Here is an 18,976-nt window from a genome sequence, read left to right as displayed (position 1 = left end):
CCTCGCCAAATACGGCACCATGATGGCGATCGCATGGCGACGAGGCGGCTTGATCGGTTTTTTAGCAAAACCAAGCTGAAGCCAGGATGACAAAGCATTCATTCGCGGTTAGCGCTTTGCGCCATGTCAAAAGCGCTCGCCATCACCCCCGTCTCGAGCCGCGCCGACCGCGCCGCCTTCATCGACCTGCCGTGGGCCATCTATGCCGACGACCCCTATTGGGTGCCACCGCTGAAGGCCGAGGTGAAAGGGCTGCTCGATCCCGACACGAACCCGTGGTTCGGGCATGGCGAACTGCAGCTCTTCCTCGCCCGCCGCGGCGAGGAGGTGGTCGGCCGTATCAGCGCGCATGTCGACCACCTGTGGATCGAGCGCTATCCGGGACAGGGCCATTGGGGACTGTTCGAGGCCAAGGACGCCGAGGCCGGCGCCGCGCTCATCGCCGCCGCCGAGGACTGGCTGCGCGGTAAAGGCATCACCAGCGTGGTCGGTCCTTTCTCGCTGTCGATCTGGGACGAGCCCGGCCTGCTCATCGACGGCTTCGAGGAAAAGCCGATGGTGATGATGGGCCACCACAGCCCCGCCTATGAGGGCTACGTCGAGGATGCGGGCTATGCGAAGGTCAAGGACCTCCACACCTTCGCGCTCGACATCCGCATCGACATGATTCCCGTGATCGACAAGCTCATCCAGCTTGGCGAGAAGAACCCGCGCATCCGCATCCGGGACGTCGACAAGTCGAAGTTCGACGAGGAAGCCGCGATCATCCTCGATATCCTGAACGACGCCTGGTCGGACAATTGGGGCTATATCCCGCTGACCGATGCCGAGATCGCCTATGCGGGCAAGAAGCTGAAACCCATCATCGTCGAGGATCTCGTCAAGATTGCCGAGGTCGACGGCGAACCGGTCGCCTTCATGCTGACTATTCCCGACGTCAACGAACTGATCGACGATCTCGACGGCAGGCTCCTGCCCTTCGGCTGGGCCAAGCTGCTCTGGCGCCTGCGCAAGCCCTATACGCGCCGCGTCCGCGTACCGCTGATGGGCGTCAGGAAGTCGCACCAGAAGGGCCGCATGGCCTCGCAGCTCGCCTTCATGATGATCGAGTTCACGCGCCGGGTGTGCGTCGACAAATATGGCATCAACTTCGGCGAGTTCGGCTGGGTGCTGGAAGACAACCAGGGCATGATGTCGATCGCCCAGCTGCCCGGCGCCGGCACCAACCACACCTATCGCGTCTACGAAAAAGCGCTCTAGCGCTTACCCCTAGTCGGCGAGCGTCGCCCAGACGGGTGCGTGGTCGGAGGCCTTTTCCTCGCCGCGCGCCCATTTGTGCACGCCTGCGCCGGTAAGGCGGTCGGCCGCCGAGGGCGAGCACAGCAAATGGTCGATGCGGAAGCCCGCATCGCGCGCCCAAGCCCCGCGCTGGTAATCCCAGAAGGTGTAGAGCCGCGGCTCGTCGGGGTGGAAGCTGCGCAGCGCATCGGTCCAGCCCTGGTTGACGGTCCGCCGGAAGGCCTGCTGGCTTTCGGGCTGGAACAGCGCGTCATCCTTCATCGCCGAACGCGAGAAAGTGTCGCGGTCCTCGGGGATGACATTGTAATCGCCTGCCAGCACCACCGGCGTCTCGGTGGCGAGCAGGTCGGCGGCGTGGAGCCGCAGCTTCTCCATCCAGTCGAGCTTGTAACTGAACTTGTCGGTGCCGACCGGATTGCCGTTGGGCAAATAGATGGAGGCGACCGTAATCCCCTTCACCTTCGCCTCGATGTAGCGCGACTGGTCGGGGTTGGGGTCGTCGGGAAGGCCCTTCATCACCAGCTCGGGCTCTTCGCCCTTCGCGAGAATCGCGACGCCATTGAAGCCCTTCTGGCCGTGCCAGACGCCGGGGTAGCCCGCCTCCTCGAACGCCTTCTTCGGCAGCGTGTCGTCGGCCGACTTCAGCTCCTGCAGGCAGATGATGTCCGGCTGTTCCTTGGCCAGATACTCGGTCAGTCGCTCGAGGCGCGCGCGGATCCCGTTGATGTTGAAGCTGACGATACTGGGCATCAGATCGAGAAGCTCGAACCGCAGCCACAGCCGGAGGCCGCCTGCGGGTTGGTCACCTGGAAGCTCGCGCCGCCGAGATTCTCGACGAAATCGACCGCGCTGCCCTTGAGGAAATCGAGGCTGACCGGATCGACGAGCAGCGTCACCCCGTCGGTTTCCGAGCGCGTGTCGCCCTCTTCGGGCTCGCCCAGTTCGAAGCGATAGGTGAAGCCCGCGCAGCCGCCGCCGTCGACGCCGAGCCGGAGCATGGGCGCCTTGCCCTGCTTGTCGGCGATCGCCTTCACGCGCGCTGCCGCCTTGGGAGTGAGAAGCGGTGTATCCATGGCCCCGATGTAAGAAGGGCGGCTGCCGCCGGCAACCGCCCTTCGGAATAAGTTGGCGTGGGGAGCGGGCGCTTACTGCGCGCCGCCGCCGATCGCGTGCATGGTGTCGCCGTCGCCGCCGTCGCGCATGGCGACCAGATAATCGGTCGATTCCATGAAGGGGATCGGGTTGACCGAGCGACCGTCGATGCGGACCTCATAGTGGAGGTGGCTGCCGGTCGAACGGCCGGTCGAACCCATCTTGCCGATCTGCTCGCCGCGGGTCACGCGGTCGCCGCGCCGCACTTCGACCTTCGAAAGGTGGGCATAGCGGGTGATGATGCCATTGCCATGATCGACTTCGATGAGGTTGCCGTAGCCACCCGAGTTCCAGCCGGCGCGCTTCACGACACCGTCGGCGGTGGCGAGGATCGGGGTACCGATCGGACCTGCAAGGTCGATGCCGGCGTGACGCGCACGGCGCTTCTTGAACGGGTCGTTACGCGTGCCGTAGCTCGAGGTGAGGCGCGCGGCTTCCACCGGCTTGGCCGACGGCACCGCGATGGCGCCTTCCGAAAGATTGTCGAGGCGCTTCCAGCTCTGGAACAGCTGGGCGAAGGTCTCGTCACCGTTGGCGGCGGCTTCGAGCGGACCACCGACACCGTCGACGCGGTCGGCGACACCGAGGCTCTCGAGCTCCTTGACCTGCGCGGCGTAACGCTCGTCGAGAAGGCGGGCGCCCATCTCGGCGAGGACGCGCTGACGGGTCTCGATCTGCTTGTGCCAGGCGATTTCCTGCTCGAGGCTCATCACCTCTTCGCGTTCGTTGAGGAGCTGCGCGGTGGCGAAGCCCGACCAGCTGGTCAGCCCGAACACCATCGCCACGGCGAAAACCTGGCTGATCGCCGAAACCTTCAGCCGCGTGACCCGTTCACCGTCACGCAGGAAAAGTTCGCGATCCCGCAAAAGCCCGCTCTTGAAAATCGACTTGAAAGCCATCGTTCCGCCCGCTCCAGTCACTCGTCGCGACCCCTCCCCCGGAGGAATTCGCACCCACTACCTATAGGAAGGCCCCATCCTTCCCCGCTCTGCCCGTGAAGGTTCACAGGCCTTTGTCGAGAATGACCCTGTCGCCGATTGGTTAAGAAACTCAAGCGCTCGTTCCCTATTCCGTGACGAGTTGCCACGACGAAGCGATGAGTTGAGTTGACGTTTGCGTTAGATTAACTTTTTAACGTCGGTTTAACGCAGGAAACCGCGATTTCTTGTTAAATTTTCACCGTACCCAAAAGCGGTCTTTCGCTTTGCCAAGCAGCGGCTTAACCAAGTCCCGGGACACGTCGCCCCAACGCGGCGCGCCTCTCTGGAAGGAGAGTTTGATGTTGAAGCCTGAAGTGCGCCCTGCACGACCGTATTTCTCGTCCGGACCCTGCGCCAAGCCGCCGGGCTGGAGCCCCGACAAGTTGAACCTCGACGGCCTCGGCCGATCGCACCGCGGTGCGGTTAACAAGGCCCGCCTCGCGCATTGCATCGCGATGATGCGCGAATTGCTCGAACTGCCCGATTCGCACCGAATCGGCATCGTTCCCGGCTCCGACACCGGTGCCTTCGAGATGGCGATGTGGACGATGCTCGGGCAGCGCCGCGTGACGGCGATGGGCTGGGAAAGTTTCGGCAAGGACTGGGTCAAGGACGCGATCGAGCAGCTGAAGCTCGATCCGATTGCAGTCGAGGCCGATTATGGCGACCTGCCCGACCTGTCCTGCGTCGACTGGTCGACCGACGTGCTCTTCACCTGGAACGGCACCACCTCGGGCGTCCGCGTGCCCGACGGCGACTGGATCCCCGAGACCCGCGAGGGCCTGTCCTTCGCCGACAGCACCAGCGCGGTCTTTGCCCACCGCCTGCCGTGGGACAAGATCGATGTCGCCACCTTCAGCTGGCAGAAGGTGCTCGGCGGCGAGGCGGCGCATGGCGTCCTCATCCTCGGCCCCCGCGCTGTAGAACGGCTCGAAAGCTACAAGCCCGACCGCCCGCTGCCCAAGCTGTTCCGCCTGACCAAGGGTGGCAAGCTCAATGAAGGCATCTTCACCGGCGCGACCATCAACACGCCCTCGATGCTCTGCGTCGAGGATGCGATCCATTCGATGGAATGGGCAAACAGCATCGGCGGCCTCGACGGCATGATCGAACGCGCCAAGGCCAATGCGGCCGCGGTCGATGCACTGGTGCAGGAGCGCAACTGGCTGCATCACCTGTGCACCGATCCCGCCCTCCGGAGCCGCACCGGCGTCTGCCTCACGGTGGACGGCGAGCCGGCGCGGGCCAAGGCGATCGTCAAGCTGCTCGAGGACGAGGATGTCGCCTACGACTTCGGCGCCTATCGCGACGCGCCCCCGGGCCTGCGCATCTGGTGCGGCGCCACTGTCGACAGTGCCGACATCGAGAAGCTCGGGCCGTGGCTCGACTGGGCGTGGGAACAGACCGCGTAATCGCTGCGCCCCGCAGCATCCGCGCAACCCCCTGCCCCTTTCCCCGCTGATGGCGGGACAGTGAATTCCAAAGGATCATCCATGACCGTCAAAGTCCTCATCGCCGACAAGATGGACCCCCGCGCCGCCGAGATCTTCCGCGAGCGCGGCATCGAGGTGGACGAGAAACCGGGCCTCAACCCCGAAGAGTTGAAAGCCATCATCGGCGATTATGACGGGCTCGCCGTGCGTTCGGCGACCAAGCCCAATGCCGACATTCTCGCCCACGCGGACAAGCTGAAGGTCATCGGCCGCGCCGGCATCGGCGTCGACAATATCGACATCCCCGCCGCCACCAGCCGCGGCATCGTCGTCATGAACACCCCCTTCGGCAATTCGATCACCACCGCCGAACATGCCGTCGCGCTGATGTTCGCGCTCGCCCGCCAGCTGCCCGAGGCCGATGCCTCGACGCAGGCGGGCAAGTGGGAGAAATCGCGCTTCATGGGGGTCGAGCTGACCGGCAAGACGCTGGGCCTCATCGGCGCGGGCAATATCGGCTCGATCGTCGCGTCCCGCGCGCAGGGCCTCAAGATGAAGGTCGTCGCCTTCGACCCCTTCCTCTCCCCCGAGCGCGCGGTCGACCTCGGCATCGAGAAGGTGGAGCTCGACGAGCTCTTGCGCCGCGCCGATTTCATCACGCTGCACACCCCGCTCACCGACGAGACGCGCAACATCCTGTCGCGCGAGCGGCTCGAGCAGACCAAGAAGGGCGTGCGCATCGTCAATTGCGCGCGCGGCGGCCTGATCGACGAGGAGGCGCTGAAGGACCTCCTCGAGAGCGGCCATATCGCCGGCGCCGCGCTCGACGTGTTCAAGGAAGAGCCCGCCAAGGACAGCCCGCTGTTCGGTACGCCGGGCTTCGTCGCCACCCCGCACCTCGGCGCCTCGACCACCGAGGCGCAGGTCAATGTCGCCATCCAGGTCGCCGAACAGATGAGCGATTATCTGCTATTGGGGGGCGTGACCAATGCCTTGAACTCGCCCTCCATCAGCGCCGAGGAAGCGCCGCGCGTGAAGCCCTACATGGGCCTCGCCACCAACCTCGGGCGCCTCGTCGGCCAAGTGCTGGGCGAGGATGTCTGTGCCATCTCGGTCGAGGTCGAGGGCGCGGCCGCCGAGCTCAGCATCACGCCGATTTCGGGAGCCGTGCTGGCGGGGCTCATGGGCAGCTATTCGGACAGCGTGAACATGGTCAACGCGCCCGTGCTGGCCAAGGATCGCGGTCTCGACGTCTCCGAGGTGCGACACAGCCACGAGGGCGATTATCACACGCTGGTGCGGGTCAAGGCGACCCTCCCCGACGGCTCGAAATGCTCGGTTGCGGGCACGCTGTTCGGCAATGCCAATCCGCGTCTCGTCGACATGTTCGGGGTCGATGTCGAAGCCGAACTCACCGGCCCGATGCTCTATATCGTCAACGCCGACCAGCCGGGCTTCATCGGCGCGCTGGGCTCGACGCTCGGCGATGCGGGGGTGAATATCGCCACCTTCGCCCTCGGGCGCCGCGACATCGGCGGCGAGGCGCTGGCGCTCGTCGCCATCGATTCGCAGCCAACCGACCAGCTGCTCGAGGCGCTGCGCGCGATCCCCGACGTGAAGCGCGTGGTGCCGCTCCGCTTCGATTAGCAGTAGTCGGCCGGGTCGGGACCGATCCGGCCGTCTGCCCGGTCGAGCCCGTCGATCGCCGCCATCTGCGCGTCCGACAGGGTGAAATCGAGCGCCGAGAGATTGTCCGCCATATGCGCGCGGCTCGAGGCCTTGGGGATGACGAGGAGGCCCGACTGCAGGTGCCAGCGGATGATCACCGCGGCGGGTGACTGTCCCGTCTCCTCGGCGATCCTGCCCACCACGTCCGCATCCATACCCTTGCCCTGCCCGAGCGGCGACCAGCTCTGCGTCCTGATCCCAAGCTCGTCGTGCAAGGCGCGCAACTCGCGCTGCTGGAAGCTGGGGTGCAGCTCGATCTGGTTCACGGCGGGCGCGAACCCCGTCTCCTCGATGATCCGCGCGAGGTCCTCGCGGCGAAAATTGGACACGCCGATCGACTTTGCCCGCCCTTCCTCACGGAGTTCGATCATCGCCTTCCACGTGTCGACGAACCTGTCCTTTTGCGGGCAGGACCAGTGGATCAGCAGGAGGTCGACATCCTCGCGCCCGAGCCGGTTCAGCGAATGGCCGAAGGCGGTCTTCGCTTCCGCATAGCCCTGGTCGTCATTCCAGATCTTGGTCGTCAGCCAGATGTCCTCGCGCCCTTCGAGCCCCTTGCCGACCCCGCGCTCATTCTCGTAAATCGCCGCCGTGTCGACGAGCCGGTAGCCGACATCGAGCGCGGTCTTCACCACGCCGGCCGCATCCTCCTCCTCGACCTGCCAGGTACCGAAGCCGAGCTGCGGCATCTCGCGATCATCGTTCAGGGTAAGGTGCGGCTGGTCGCTCATCGAAAAATCTCCTTCGCGCTCAAAGAAGGGCCGAACCACCCGCCGCGTTCCGTCCACGATAGGCAAATCGCCGCTGGACGTGGGCCCCCTGCTTTCCTAGGCAACGTCGAACCAATTATCGGGAGGCTTTTCGTGGCCAACGTGACCGTCATCGGCGCCCAGTGGGGCGATGAAGGCAAGGGCAAGATTGTCGACTGGCTGGCAAGCCGCGCCGATCTCGTCGTTCGTTTCCAGGGCGGCCATAATGCCGGCCATACGCTCGTCGTCGGCGGCACCACCTACAAGCTCTCGCTGCTGCCCTCGGGCATCGTGCGCGGCACGCCCAGCGTCATCGGCAACGGCGTCGTCCTCGACCCCTGGGCCCTGAAGAGCGAGATCGAGAAGGTCCGCGGGCAGGGCGTCGAGATCACCCCCGACAATCTCTGGATCGCCGAGAACACGCCGCTGATCCTGCCGATCCACCGCGACCTCGATGCCTTGCGCGAGGATGCGCTGTCGAAGGGCAAGATCGGCACCACGCGTCGTGGCATCGGCCCCGCATACGAGGACAAGGTCGGCCGCCGCGCCATCCGCGTCTGCGATCTTGCCGAACTCGACCATATCGCACCCATCTTCGAGCGGCTGTGCGCGCATCACGATCACCTGCGCGCGGGTTTCGGCGAGGATCCGATCGACCGCGACGAGCTGCTCGCCCAGCTGCGCGAGATCGCCGGTTTCGTCACCCCCTTCGTGCGCCCGGTCTGGCGCGACCTCGACGAAGCGCGCCGCGATGGCAGCCGCATCCTGTTCGAAGGCGCGCAGGGCACCATGCTCGACGTCGACCATGGCACCTATCCCTTCGTCACCTCCTCCAACACCGTGTCAGGCACGGTCGGCGCGGGCTCGGGCATGGGTCCCAATGCGGCGGGCACCGTGCTCGGCATCACCAAGGCCTATACCACCCGCGTCGGCTCGGGCCCCTTCCCGACCGAACTGCATGACGAGATCGGCCAGCGCCTCGGCGAGCGCGGCCATGAATTCGGCACCGTCACCAGCCGCCAGCGCCGCTGCGGCTGGTTCGACGCGGTGCTGGTGCGCAAGTCGGTCGCGGTCACCGGCATCAACGGCATCGCGCTCACCAAGATCGACGTCCTCGACGGCCTCGACTCGGTGAAGATCTGCACCGGCTACAGGATCGACGGCAAGGAGTATGACTATCTCCCCGCCTCGGCGATGCTGACCGAGAAGATCGAGCCGGTCTACGAGGAGATGCCCGGCTGGTCCGAGACCAGCGCCGGCGCGCGCAGCTGGGCCGACATGCCCGCCAATGCGATCAAATATGTCCGCCGGATCGAGGAGCTGGTGCGCTGCCCCGTCACGCTCTTGTCCACGAGCCCCGAGCGCGACGACACCATCCTCGTATCGGATCCGTTCAGCCAGTGACCAGCCGCGAGACGACGGGTTTCCTTCCCAAGGACCATGCCGCCGACGCGCATGTCGGCTGGACCGATCGTGTCGCCTTCGCGCTGTTCGCGCCCTTTACCGCGCCATTCCTGCTGAAGAGCCTGCGCGGCGGGTCCAAGGCCGAGAAGGAGCGGCTGTGCGACCGCCTCGGACTCGACTGCGACGCGCTGCCCAACCTCGGCTCGTGGAAGGCCGACACGGGCTTCCTCCACCTCATCGTCGACCATATCCTCGAGCATCGCCCGCGACATGTGGTCGAGTTCGGATGCGGTGCCTCGAGCCTCGTCATCGCCGCCGCGCTGAAAAAGGCGGGCTGCCCGCCGCACCTCAGCTTCGACCAGCATGCCGAGTTCGTCGAGAAAACGAAGGACTGGCTTCACGAGCATGGCCTTCATGCCGACATCCGCCATGCCGCGCTGAAGCCCATCGACGATGAATGGCCGGGCCTCTTCTACGACACCGGCCCGCTCGAGGACGGCGTCGACATGATGATCATCGACGGGCCGCCCTGGACCATCAACCCGATGACCCGCGGCGGCGCCGAGCGGCTATTCGGCCATCTCGCGCCCGGCGCTACCCTGTTCCTCGACGACGCCTCGCGTCCCGGCGAGCGGCTCGTCGCACGGCGCTGGAAGAAGGCGCATCCCGAGATCGATTTCCACCTGTGGAAGGGCGGCGAGAAGGGAACGCTGGTCGGACGCAAGAAGGCCTAGGCCAGCGCGCGCCACGCCAGCAGCATTGCGCCCAGCCACAACAGGATCACGATCCCCAGCCCCGCGCGTCTGACCGGCTTTTCCGCGAGCGCCGCCGCCTCGCTGCGCAAGATCGCCCGCAGTCCCTTGGGCACGAGCTTCAGGGCCAGCCACACGCCGAGCGGCACGATGAGGAGATCATCGAGCAGCCCGAGCACGGGAATGAAATCCGGGATGAGGTCGATCGGCGAAAAGGCATAGGCCGCGACCAGCCCCGCCACCGCCTTGGCGATGAAGGGCACGCCCGGGTGGCGCGCCGCGACCCACAGCACCAGCGCCTCGCGCTTCAGCCGCCGCGCCCAGTCCTTCATGCGCGCGTGGTCATCGCTTGATGAGGAAACGCTCGCAGCCCTGCGGCAGGACCTCTTCGCTCTCCACCGCCGCGACCTTCGCCGCGGGCGGTCCTTCGGCGAGCCGGTCGATCAGCTCGTCCACCGCGATGCGGCTGCCCTCGACATAGGCCTCGACGCTGCCGTCCTCGCAGTTGCGCACCCAGCCGGTCACGCCGCGCGCCTCGGCCTCCTTGCGCGTCGTATCGCGAAAGAAGACCCCCTGGACCTTGCCGGTGATGTGGAGATGCCGTGCGACCATGGGGGGGACAACGCATGCCCTCCCCGGCTGTTGCATCGCAGCAAATTTTGACGGTGGCCGTCAGTCGAGCGCGATGTCGGGCGCGTCCTCGGCCTTCATGCCGACGACATGATAGCCCGCATCGACATGGTGCACCTCGCCCGTCACGCCCGACGACAGGTCCGAGCAGAAATAGAGGCCGGCGCCGCCGACATCCTCGATGGTGACGTTGCGGCGGAGCGGCGAATTCAGCTCGTTCCAGCGCATGATGTAGCGGAAGTCGCCGATGCCGCTGGCGGCCAGCGTCTTGATCGGGCCCGCCGAGATGGCGTTGACGCGGATGCCCTCGGGACCGAGATCGGAGGCAAGATATTGCACGCTCGTCTCGAGCGCCGCCTTGGCCACGCCCATGACGTTGTAATGGGGAATGACCTTTTCGGCGCCATAATAGGTCAGCGTCACGATCGAGCCGCCGTCCGACATCATCTCGCGCGCCCGCTTGGCCACCGCGACGAGGCTGTAGGCCGAGATGTTCATCGTCATGAGGAAGTTCTCGAGGCTGGTGTCGACATAACCGCCGCGCAGCTCGTTCTTGTCCGAAAAGCCGATGGCGTGGACAACGAAGTCGAGGCTGTCCCAATGCCCTTTCAGTTCCTCGAAGGCGCGGTCGAGATTGTCCATGTCACTGACGTCGCAGTCGATCAGGATGTCGCTGCCCAGCTCGGCCGCGAGCGGACCGACGCGCTTTTTCAGGGCATCGCCGAGATAGGTGAAGGCGAGCTCGGCGCCCTGCTCGGCGAGCTGCTTGGAGATGCCCCACGCCAGGCTCTTGTTGTTGGCGAGCCCCATGATCAGCCCGCGCTTGCCCTTCATCAATCCGGTCATCTCAATCCCTCTTCTTCGATGTCCTCGTCGACCTCCTCGTCTTCACCCGGGTCCTCGACCTCGAGTTCGTCGACATGGGGGCCATGATAATGCTCGCCCTTTAGCGCCTTGTCGCCCGATGACGCTAGGGCCGCGTTGAGTTCCGCCCCGATCACCACCCCGAAACCGATGATGTAGAAAAAGATGAGCGCGACCATGGCGCCCGCAAGGCTGCCATAGGTCTTGCCGTAACCGCCGAACAGCTGGACCGCCTGCGGCAGGAGCGCGACGGTGACGAGCCACCACATGGTGATCGCCAGCGCGCCGGGCCAGATGCGGCAGCTCTTGCTGCGATAGCGCAGCGGGGTCAGCGCCCAGATGACGAGGTAGATGGTGCCGTAGAGCGTGACCGCCGGAATGATGCGCAGGAGCGTGACCAGCCCCGCCCCGTCCTTGGTCACGGGAAACCATTGTTCGATCATCTCCTGCACGCTCGACAGGGTGAGGCTCGAGGCGAAGGCGATGATGAGGAGGATGACCGCGCCGACGATCAGCCCGATCGAGGCGAGGCGATATTCCCAGAAGGGCGCGACCATGCGCACGCCATAGGCGCGCCGCAGCACGTCGCGGATCGTCTCGATGAAACTGCCCGTCGTCCACATGCCGACCAGCGCGCCGAACCACAGGAGTGGGCCGGGATCGCGCGCCGACACCTCGAACAACGGGTCGGCGAGCGCTTCGGCGACATTGGGCGGCAGGCGCGAGAGGACGGTGAGGATCGCGCTCTCGCTCGCCCCCCCTTCCCCCAGCAGCACCGCGACGGCGGTGGCGAGGATGATGAAGGGGAAGATCGCCAGCATCGAGATATAGGCAAGGTTGCCGGCGTGGATGAAGCCGTCCGAATAGACACCGATGGCGACGCGCTTGGTCACCTCCCACGGGCGGTCGCTATCGCGCAGGCGGCGGATCGCGTCGGCACCGAACTTGGCCTTGAGCGCTGCCAACCGGCGGCGCCGCGCTTCGGGGGACTGGGGCGAGCGCTGGGTCAGTCAGCTACCCTCCCATTCCCTCGCGCGGGTTGCCGGGGTGGGTCCAGCCGGCGGCGAAGTCCTCGAGTGCCTTGTCGCCCTTCGGGATGTCGATCTCGAGCGTGACGAGCTGGTCGCCATTGCCGCCCGCCTTCTTCGAAAAGCCCTTGCCCTTGAGGCGCATGACGGTGCCGCCGCTGGTACCCTTGGGGATGGTCATCGTGACCGCGCCCGTGACGGTCGGCACCTTCACCTTGGCCCCCAGCACTGCTTCGGGGAGCGTGATCGGCAGGTCGAGGCGGATGTCGTCCCCGTCGCGCTTGAAATATTTGTGGCCGGCGATGGCGATGGTGACGAGCGCATCGCCCTTGCCGCCGGGGCCTTCCTCGCCCTGGCCGGCGAGGCGAATCCTGGTGCCGTCCTCGACCCCCTTGGGCAGCTTCATGTCGAGCGTCTTGCCCCCCGCCAGCTTGACCCGCTGCGGCTCGAGCGTGGCTGCATCGATGAAGGGCACGGTGAGGCGATAGTTGGCATCGGCACCCTTGGGGGGCGGTCCGCGCCGCCCGAAACCGCCGAAGCCGCCGCCGCCCTGCGACTGCGACTGGCGCTGGCGCCCGCCACCGAAAATGCCTTCGAACAGGTCGGAAAGATCGGCTTCCTCGAAGCCCGCCTGCCCCGCGCCGGCACCGGGATAGCCCTGCGCGCGGCCGCCGCCGCCGCCGCCGAAGGGGCTGCCCCCGCCGAAACCGGCGCCGAAGGGCGACTTGGGATTGCCCTCCTCGTCGATCTCGCCGCGGTCGTAGCGCGCGCGCTTGTCCTTGTCGGACAGGATGTCATAGGCCTGCGTGACCTTGCCGAAGCGCTCGGCCGCCTTCGGATTATCCTTGTTGCGGTCGGGGTGCAGCTGCTTGGCAAGGCTGCGATAGGCTTTCTTGATGTCGGCTTCGCTCGCGCTGCGCGAGACGCCCAGTTGCTGGTATAGGTCCATAGAACAGTCCTAAAGCGCATCCTTCGCGAAATTGCCAGCCTTGCAAGGCTCCTCCCTGCCCCCTACGCCATGGATATGGATCCGTTCCAATTGTTCGACGACTGGTTTGCCGAGGCGTGCGCCCGCGAACCCTCCGATCCCAACGCCATGGCGCTGGCCACCGCGACCCCCGACGGGCTGCCCTCGGTGCGCATCGTGCTCCTGAAGGACCACGGGCCGGACGGCTTCACCTTTTATACCAACAAGCAGAGCCGCAAGGGCGCGGAGCTTGCCGCCAACGCCCATGCCGCGCTCGCCTTCCACTGGAAATCGACCTATCGGCAGGTGCGCATCACGGGGCGGGTCGAACATGTCGACGAGGCCACCGCCGATGCCTATTTCGACAGCCGCGGGCGCGACAAGCAGCTCGCCGCCACCGCCTCCGACCAGAGCCGCCCGCTGCCCTCGCGCGAGGTTTTCCTGGGTCGCATCGCCGCGCTCGAGGAGGAATATCCCGAAGGCGACCTGCCGCGGCCGGCGCATTGGGGCGGCTATCGACTCGTCCCCGACAGCATCGAATTCTGGGAAGGCACGCCGGAACGCATGCACCACCGTATCCTTTTCACCCGGACCGGCGAGGGCTGGCGCGAGGGACTTCTCTATCCATGAGCGGATTGCACGGACATAGCCACGGGCACGGGCACGGCCATGCCCATGACCATCACGGCGAGCGCGCCAGCCTGACCTCCAAGGCCGCGATCTTCTCGGTCTCGGTCGCGCTCTTCCTTGTCGGCATCAAGGTCTGGGCCAGCTGGTCGACGGACAGCGTCGCCATGCTCGGCAGTCTTGCCGACACCAGCCTCGACCTCATCGCCAGCCTCGTCACCTTCTTCGGCGTGCGCTACGCCGCCATGCCCGCCGACGAGGAACATCGCTTCGGCCATGGCAAGGCGGAGGCCATCGCCGCGCTCTTCCAGGTCATCCTCATCTCGGTCAGCGCCATTGGTATCGCGTGGCGTGCCATCGCGCGTTTCGGCTCGGGCGAGCGCACGCACGAACTCGAACTGGGCGTCGGTGTGTCGGCGGTGGCGATCCTCGTCACCCTCGCGCTGCTCGCCTACCAGCGCATGGTGATCAGGAAGACCGGTTCGGTGGCCATCGCCACCGACCATGTCCACTACCAGTCGGACCTCCTGCTCAACGCTGCGGTGATTGCCGCGCTGGCGCTGGACCAGCTCGGAAACTTCCCGCTCGCCGACCCCATTTTCGGCATCCTCATCGCGCTGTGGCTGCTGCGCGGGGCCTGGGCGGGGGCAAGCCATGCCGTCGACCAGCTGATGGACCGCGAGTGGGACGACGAGAAACGCGACCGCTTCATCGCCATGATCAACGCCCATCCCGAACTGCATGGCATTCACGAGCTTCGCACCCGCACGAGCGGAGGCCATGATTTCGCGCAATTCCACATCTGGCTCGACCCGCGCATGACGGTGGCCGAGGCGCATGACGTGATGGACGACGTGGAACGCCGCATCAAAAAGGAATTCCCCGGCGTCGACATCCTCATCCATCCCGATCCCAAGGGGCTGGAGGAGCCGGGGCAGGACATGACGCCCGAAACGGCGGGCAACTGATGCCGACCCTTCCCTTCACGCAGGTCGACGCCTTCACCGTCGGCGGTGCCGCGCTGACCGGCAATCCCGCCGCCGTCATGCCGCTCGAGGGCGACTGGTTCGACGATGCGACGCTGCTCGCCATCGCCGTCGAGAACAACCTGTCCGAGACCGCCTTCACCCTTCCTTGCGCAGATGACGACGCCGATTACGACCTGCGCTGGTTCACGCCCGGTTGCGAGGTCGCCATGTGCGGTCATGCCACGCTGGCGAGCGCGCACGTGCTGATCGGCGAGGCGGACCGCATCCGTTTTCGTACGCGCAAGGCGGGTATCATCACCGTCACCCGCGATGGTAACCGGCTCGTCCTCGACATGCCCTTCGCCACCGCCAGCAAGGATCCCCGCGCGGCGCAAGCGCTGGCCGCCGTCGGTTCGGGCGGGGAGGCGCATTTCTACGCGGGCGTCGAACCAATCGTCATCATCCCGCTTGCCGACGAGGCGGCGGTGCGCGCCTGCACGCCCGACTTCGGCGTGTTGAAAACGGTCGAAGCGCTGGTCATCGTCACCGCACCGGGCAACCGGACCGACTTCGCCAGTCGGGTCTTCGCGGGCGCCTATGGCATCGACGAAGATCCGGTGACCGGCGCCGCGCATATGGGACTGGCCCCCTATTGGGCGGACCGGCTTGGCAAGCAGCGGATGAGCGCGCACCAGGCAAGCACGCGCGGCGGCGACCTGTCCTGCGCGATCACCGGCGATCGCCTCCATCTCGGCGGTGAAGCGCGCACCGTGATCAGGGGTAAGTTTAGTTTTTGAAAATTTACCTTGAGCGCCCGCAAAGTTGATGACATTCAGCAGCTGAAAGGCGGGTCGTCCGACCCGTCCCACTGCACAAATTCATCATCGGCCCCCTCCCACCGCGCGGGCCTGCAAGCTGGAGCTTTCCATGTTCGATCTTCTCGCAGCCACCCTTCTTCTCGCCGCCGCCCCCGGTGGCAATGCGCAGGCCACTGCCGAAGCGCCCACGATCTGCCCCAAGGGCAAGGTCTGGGAAGAGGTTGATCCCGAAACCGCCAAGACCGAAGAAATCGTCATCAAGGACGGCGTCGACGGCGTTTGCGTCAAGCGCGCCGCCGCGGCGGCGATCCCCGTCGACGAAGCCACTGTCGCCATCGGTGCGATGCAGGTCGGCATCGTCGCCGCCGTGGTCAACCAGGCCACCTCGGACCAGCCCGCCTCCAACTAAGGCATGGCATCAAGATAGAAGGGGCCCGGCAAGCAGCTGCTCGCCGGGCCCCTTTTCTTTTTCGGTCGGCGCCGCTCAGGCCGGTTCGAGGGTGGCCGGCTCGGTCGCCGCGATGGTGCCGCCGCCGAGCAGCCGGTCGCCGTCGTAGAAGACCGCCGACTGGCCCGGTGCCACGCCGAACTGCGGCGCCTCGAACCGCACCGCGCCCTGCCCAAGCCGCGCGGGTACCGGCGGCGCGAGGCTGCGCACCTTGGTCTCGACCAGCAACTGCTCCTCGCCGATCCAGTTGATGTCCTCGATCCTCGCGCCCGCGACCGCGAGCGCGGCTTTCGGGCCGACCACCACCTGCCGCGTGGCCGCATCGATCCGCACGACATAGAGCGGTTCGGCCTGTCCGCCGATCTCGAGCCCGCGGCGCTGGCCGATGGTATAATGGACCGTGCCACGATGCTGGCCGAGCACCGCGCCGTCGAGGCCGACAATGTCGCCCGGCGCCTCGGTCTCTGGGCGCAGCTTCTTCACGAGCCGCGCATAATCGCCGTCGGGCACGAAGCAGATGTCCTGGCTATCGGGCTTGTTCGCCACTTCCAGCCCCGCCTTTTCCGCCAACTTGCGCACCTCGTCCTTGGGCAGGTCGCCCAGCGGGAAGCGCAGGAAATCGAGCTGGTCGAGCGTGGTGCCGTAAAGAAAATAGCTCTGGTCGCGGCGCGGGTCGCGCCCCTTCCACAGCTGCGGCTTGCCATCCTCGCCCACGACGCGGCGGACATAATGGCCGGTCGCAAGGCAGGTCGCGCCAAGTTCGCGGGCGAAGGCGAGCAGGTCGACGAACTTCACCCCCTGGTTGCACTGCGAGCAGGGAATGGGCGTGCGGCCCGCGGCATAATCGTCGGCAAACTTGTCGATGACGCCCTCGCGGAAGCGCGATTCGTAGTCGAGGACGTAATGCGCGATGCCGAGGCGGTCGCAGACGGTCTTGGCATCATAGATGTCCTGCCCCGCGCAGCAGGTGCCCGAGCGGGCCACGGCTTCGCCATGGTCATAGAGCTGGAGCGTGACGCCGATCACCTCGGCGCCCGTTTCGGCGGCAAGGCAGGCGACCACGCTACTGTCCACGCCGCCGGACATGGCGACGACGATGCGCGCGTCGGCAGCGGCGCCTGGAAGATCAAAAGTCGGGAACATGACGTCTTCTTTACCGGAAATTCACCCTGTTCGCATAGGGCTTGGGAACCACGAGGTGTAAATAGGGGAACAGCCGTTGGCGAAACATGAACAGGACTTTGACGATGGCACGCCTGTCACCCTCGAGATGATCGAGGCGGGATTGCCGGCGCTCAGCGTCCGAATCGCGAAGGACCAGGATCTGGTACGTTTCCTCTCGGGAGAGCAGGTCGCGGGCACCTTGTCCGGCGCCTTTGCGGACATCGCACGGTTAACGGACGACAAGGATAGTTAAGCGGCGCGTTAACCCTTCCCCATGACCATTTGTTCAAGGGAGCCGGTTAAATCTCAAGCCGTAACGAGAGACATACAGGTTGAGGAATTCAATGCTCGAGAACCAGGAAATCCGCCCCGCCCAGGTGATTGGCCCGCTCGGTGAACCGCTGACGCTGGACAGCCTGCCGCCGGCAACCACCACCCGCTGGGTCGTGCGCCGCAAGGCCGAGGTCGTCGCCGCCGTCGCCGGCGGTCTCCTGACGGTCGACGAGGCGTGCGAGCGCTACGATCTCAGCCTCGAGGAGTTCACCAGCTGGCAGCGCGCGGTCGACCGCTCGGGCATGCCCGGCCTGCGCGTGACCCGCCTCAAGCAGTATCGCGACCAGTATGAGCGCCAGCAGCGCTTCTGATCGCCACGAGACGCGGTCACCCGCGTAACCCGAGACTTTACGTCTTCCCTGGAAACGGCCCTGCCTTCTCCCTGGCGGGGCCGTTTTTTCATGGCCTTCGGAAAAGTGACAGAGGCGGAACAAAGCCCGCCCTTCCGTCTTTGATTCGCCTGAGTCGGCCGCAAGAAGCCGACCGATTGTCATAGGGAGAGTTCACATGACCTGGATCCTGATCATCATCGTCGGCGGCATCCTCGGCTGGCTTGCCAGCATCGTGATGCGCACCGACGCCCAGCAGGGCATCCTTCTCAACATCGTTGTCGGCATCGTCGGCGCCATCCTCGGCGGGCTCCTGCTCGCCCCGATCATCGGCGGTGCATCGATCACCACCGGCGACTTCTCGATCTCGGCGCTGCTCGTGTCGCTGCTCGGCGCCATCGTGCTGCTCGCGATCGTCAATCTCGTGCGTCGCGGCAAGGTTCGCTAAGCCCTTACGCACCACAGGAAAAAGGGCCGGACGCCAGCGTGGTGCCCGGCCCTTTTTTCGTCTCCGCTCCGGCCCCTATTCGAGGATGTAGCGCAGGTTGAGGGTGATCCCCACCTCCTGCTCGCCCGGGGCCACCGGCGGGGCCGCGTCGGCCGCTTCCATCCGGATGCGCGAGCCCGTCACCACGATGGGCGAGGGCATCTGCGCGCCTCCTTCGGAGAAATAGGCCAGCCGCACCACCCGCTTGCCCAGCGCGGCGGCATAAAGGCCGGCCCGCTCGCGCGCCTGCTCCAGCGCATCGGCACGCGCCTCGTCGAGCGCTTCGGCGGGATCGTCGAGCTCGAAATTCGGGCCGTAGATCTGGTTGGCGCCCTCGCCCACCAGCACGTCGAGGATCCGCCCCGACTGCTCGATCTCGCGGAATTTCACCGAGACCATGTTCTGGGCCTGATAGCCGATGATCTTGCGGTTCTCGTAGCCGCCCCGGTCGTCGTAGCGCGGGTTGAGGTTGATGCGCTGGGTGCGGATGTCGCGCTCCTTCACCCCCGCCTGCCGAAGAGCCCGGACGATCCGCTGCATCGTCTCGCTATTCTGCCTCAATGCCTCGGCCGCGGTCGGCGCGGTGGTGACCACGCCCGCCGAGATGTTGACCACGTCGGGCACGCGGGTCGAAGTACCGCGCACCGCAAGGTCGAGCACCGTCTGGTCCTCGCCGACCTCGATCGCCATGCCCGGCTGCGCGCCGGCTTGCATCGGCAGGCCCGTCGCCGCCGCGCCCAGCAGCGCGGCCATCAACAATGTCTTCATCGCTCTACTCCTTCACTGACAACCCGCGGGGAAGGGTCGCCTGTCCGA

The 18,976-nt window shown here is 66.0% G+C and carries 23 protein-coding genes; 12 read left to right on the top strand and 11 right to left on the bottom strand.

Features of this window, described 5'->3' with window-relative positions; genetic code table 11:
* Positions 1 to 123: 123 nt before the first annotated feature.
* On the top strand, positions 124 to 1,260 hold the full coding sequence (locus NUW81_RS09795; protein ID WP_245112808.1) for an N-acetyltransferase: 1,137 nt from the start codon (positions 124 to 126) through the stop codon (positions 1,258 to 1,260).
* Between the two features lie 9 nt (positions 1,261 to 1,269).
* Here the strand turns inward: NUW81_RS09795 and xth are convergent, their stop codons facing one another.
* From xth to NUW81_RS09780, 3 genes are all read right to left on the bottom strand, one after another.
* On the bottom strand, positions 1,270 to 2,049 hold the full coding sequence (gene xth, locus NUW81_RS09790) for an exodeoxyribonuclease III (RefSeq protein ID WP_245112806.1): 780 nt from the start codon (positions 2,047 to 2,049) through the stop codon (positions 1,270 to 1,272).
* On the bottom strand, positions 2,049 to 2,372 hold the full coding sequence (locus NUW81_RS09785; protein ID WP_245112804.1) for a HesB/IscA family protein: 324 nt from the start codon (positions 2,370 to 2,372) through the stop codon (positions 2,049 to 2,051). Before NUW81_RS09785 ends, xth begins: the two co-directional genes overlap by 1 nt.
* Before the next feature lie 72 nt (positions 2,373 to 2,444).
* Positions 2,445 to 3,350, bottom strand: coding sequence for a M23 family metallopeptidase (locus NUW81_RS09780; RefSeq protein WP_245112802.1), 906 nt, complete (start codon positions 3,348 to 3,350; stop codon positions 2,445 to 2,447).
* 380 nt (positions 3,351 to 3,730) lie between these two features.
* On the opposite strand from NUW81_RS09780, the gene NUW81_RS09775 reads away from it, so the two are divergent.
* Together NUW81_RS09775 and serA are read left to right on the top strand one after the other, a co-directional pair.
* The gene (locus NUW81_RS09775) at positions 3,731 to 4,843 is read left to right on the top strand and encodes a phosphoserine transaminase (RefSeq protein ID WP_245112799.1); all 1,113 of its coding nucleotides are present in this window, start codon (positions 3,731 to 3,733) and stop codon (positions 4,841 to 4,843) included.
* An 81-nt stretch (positions 4,844 to 4,924) separates the two neighbouring features.
* Complete coding sequence (gene serA, locus NUW81_RS09770) at positions 4,925 to 6,511, top strand: phosphoglycerate dehydrogenase (protein ID WP_245112797.1); 1,587 nt, start codon at positions 4,925 to 4,927, stop codon at positions 6,509 to 6,511.
* Here the strand turns inward: serA and NUW81_RS09765 are convergent.
* The gene (locus tag NUW81_RS09765; protein WP_245112794.1) at positions 6,508 to 7,323 is read right to left on the bottom strand and encodes an aldo/keto reductase; all 816 of its coding nucleotides are present in this window, start codon (positions 7,321 to 7,323) and stop codon (positions 6,508 to 6,510) included. The two genes, serA and NUW81_RS09765, sit on opposite strands and share 4 nt — an antisense overlap.
* Positions 7,324 to 7,455: 132 nt before the next feature.
* Here NUW81_RS09765 and NUW81_RS09760 point away from each other — a divergent pair, with 132 nt between their 5' ends.
* On the top strand, positions 7,456 to 8,745 hold the full coding sequence (locus NUW81_RS09760; protein WP_245112792.1) for an adenylosuccinate synthase: 1,290 nt from the start codon (positions 7,456 to 7,458) through the stop codon (positions 8,743 to 8,745).
* Entirely contained in the window at positions 8,742 to 9,479 is a 738-nt protein-coding gene (locus NUW81_RS09755; RefSeq protein ID WP_245112791.1) for a class I SAM-dependent methyltransferase, read from the top strand. Before NUW81_RS09760 ends, NUW81_RS09755 begins: the two co-directional genes overlap by 4 nt.
* On the opposite strand, the gene NUW81_RS09750 is transcribed toward NUW81_RS09755, so the two are convergent.
* From NUW81_RS09750 to NUW81_RS09730, 5 genes are read right to left on the bottom strand one after another with little or no spacing between them, the layout of a single operon-like run.
* Positions 9,476 to 9,829: a YkvA family protein gene (locus tag NUW81_RS09750; RefSeq protein ID WP_245112790.1), complete on the bottom strand. Its 354-nt coding sequence runs from the start codon at positions 9,827 to 9,829 to the stop codon at positions 9,476 to 9,478. The genes NUW81_RS09755 and NUW81_RS09750 overlap by 4 nt on opposite strands.
* A gap of 10 nt (positions 9,830 to 9,839) precedes the next feature.
* Positions 9,840 to 10,109 (bottom strand): acylphosphatase, encoded by a 270-nt coding sequence (locus tag NUW81_RS09745; protein WP_245112789.1) that lies wholly within the window; start codon positions 10,107 to 10,109, stop codon positions 9,840 to 9,842.
* 60 nt (positions 10,110 to 10,169) lie between these two features.
* Positions 10,170 to 10,973, bottom strand: a complete 804-nt coding sequence (gene fabI, locus NUW81_RS09740) for an enoyl-ACP reductase FabI (RefSeq protein ID WP_245112788.1) — start codon at positions 10,971 to 10,973, stop codon at positions 10,170 to 10,172.
* On the bottom strand, positions 10,970 to 11,956 hold the full coding sequence (locus NUW81_RS09735) for a YihY/virulence factor BrkB family protein (RefSeq protein WP_245112787.1): 987 nt from the start codon (positions 11,954 to 11,956) through the stop codon (positions 10,970 to 10,972). The genes fabI and NUW81_RS09735 overlap by 4 nt, the downstream gene beginning before the upstream one ends.
* 49 nt (positions 11,957 to 12,005) lie before the next feature.
* The gene (locus NUW81_RS09730; RefSeq protein ID WP_245112786.1) at positions 12,006 to 12,968 is read right to left on the bottom strand and encodes a DnaJ C-terminal domain-containing protein; all 963 of its coding nucleotides are present in this window, start codon (positions 12,966 to 12,968) and stop codon (positions 12,006 to 12,008) included.
* Between the two features lie 69 nt (positions 12,969 to 13,037).
* On the opposite strand from NUW81_RS09730, the gene pdxH reads away from it, so the two are divergent.
* The 4 genes from pdxH to NUW81_RS09710 all read left to right on the top strand — a co-directional run bounded on the left by pdxH (position 13,038) and on the right by NUW81_RS09710 (position 15,808).
* Positions 13,038 to 13,616 (top strand): pyridoxamine 5'-phosphate oxidase, encoded by a 579-nt coding sequence (pdxH, locus tag NUW81_RS09725; protein ID WP_245112785.1) that lies wholly within the window; start codon positions 13,038 to 13,040, stop codon positions 13,614 to 13,616.
* Positions 13,613 to 14,581 (top strand): cation diffusion facilitator family transporter, encoded by a 969-nt coding sequence (locus tag NUW81_RS09720; protein WP_245112783.1) that lies wholly within the window; start codon positions 13,613 to 13,615, stop codon positions 14,579 to 14,581. Before pdxH ends, NUW81_RS09720 begins: the two co-directional genes overlap by 4 nt.
* Positions 14,581 to 15,378, top strand: coding sequence for a PhzF family protein (locus NUW81_RS09715; protein WP_245112782.1), 798 nt, complete (start codon positions 14,581 to 14,583; stop codon positions 15,376 to 15,378). Before NUW81_RS09720 ends, NUW81_RS09715 begins: the two co-directional genes overlap by 1 nt.
* Positions 15,379 to 15,508: 130 nt before the next feature.
* Positions 15,509 to 15,808 (top strand): hypothetical protein, encoded by a 300-nt coding sequence (locus NUW81_RS09710; RefSeq protein ID WP_245112781.1) that lies wholly within the window; start codon positions 15,509 to 15,511, stop codon positions 15,806 to 15,808.
* A gap of 75 nt (positions 15,809 to 15,883) precedes the next feature.
* Here NUW81_RS09710 and mnmA read toward each other — a convergent pair whose 3' ends face one another.
* Entirely contained in the window at positions 15,884 to 16,990 is a 1,107-nt protein-coding gene (gene mnmA, locus NUW81_RS09705; protein WP_245112780.1) for a tRNA 2-thiouridine(34) synthase MnmA, read from the bottom strand.
* A 76-nt stretch (positions 16,991 to 17,066) separates the two neighbouring features.
* On the opposite strand from mnmA, the gene NUW81_RS09700 reads away from it, so the two are divergent.
* The 3 genes from NUW81_RS09700 to NUW81_RS09690 all read left to right on the top strand — a co-directional run bounded on the left by NUW81_RS09700 (position 17,067) and on the right by NUW81_RS09690 (position 18,121).
* A complete protein-coding gene (locus tag NUW81_RS09700) occupies positions 17,067 to 17,264 on the top strand; it encodes a hypothetical protein (RefSeq protein ID WP_245112779.1) in 198 nt (65 codons plus the stop codon).
* 91 nt (positions 17,265 to 17,355) lie between these two features.
* The gene (sciP, locus tag NUW81_RS09695) at positions 17,356 to 17,655 is read left to right on the top strand and encodes a CtrA inhibitor SciP (protein ID WP_245112778.1); all 300 of its coding nucleotides are present in this window, start codon (positions 17,356 to 17,358) and stop codon (positions 17,653 to 17,655) included.
* A 196-nt stretch (positions 17,656 to 17,851) separates the two neighbouring features.
* Positions 17,852 to 18,121 carry a GlsB/YeaQ/YmgE family stress response membrane protein gene (locus tag NUW81_RS09690; RefSeq protein ID WP_245112777.1) on the top strand — a complete coding sequence of 90 codons (270 nt, stop codon included), beginning with the start codon at positions 17,852 to 17,854 and terminating at the stop codon, positions 18,119 to 18,121.
* Positions 18,122 to 18,196: 75 nt separating this feature from the next.
* On the opposite strand, the gene NUW81_RS09685 is transcribed toward NUW81_RS09690, so the two are convergent.
* Positions 18,197 to 18,928, bottom strand: a complete 732-nt coding sequence (locus NUW81_RS09685) for an SIMPL domain-containing protein (protein WP_245112775.1) — start codon at positions 18,926 to 18,928, stop codon at positions 18,197 to 18,199.
* Positions 18,929 to 18,976 lie beyond the last annotated feature (48 nt).

This window comes from Sphingomicrobium aestuariivivum (assembly GCF_024721585.1).
Taxonomy (GTDB): Bacteria; Pseudomonadota; Alphaproteobacteria; order Sphingomonadales; family Sphingomonadaceae; genus Sphingomicrobium; species Sphingomicrobium aestuariivivum.
This window is presented reverse-complemented; position numbering and strand designations above follow the sequence as displayed.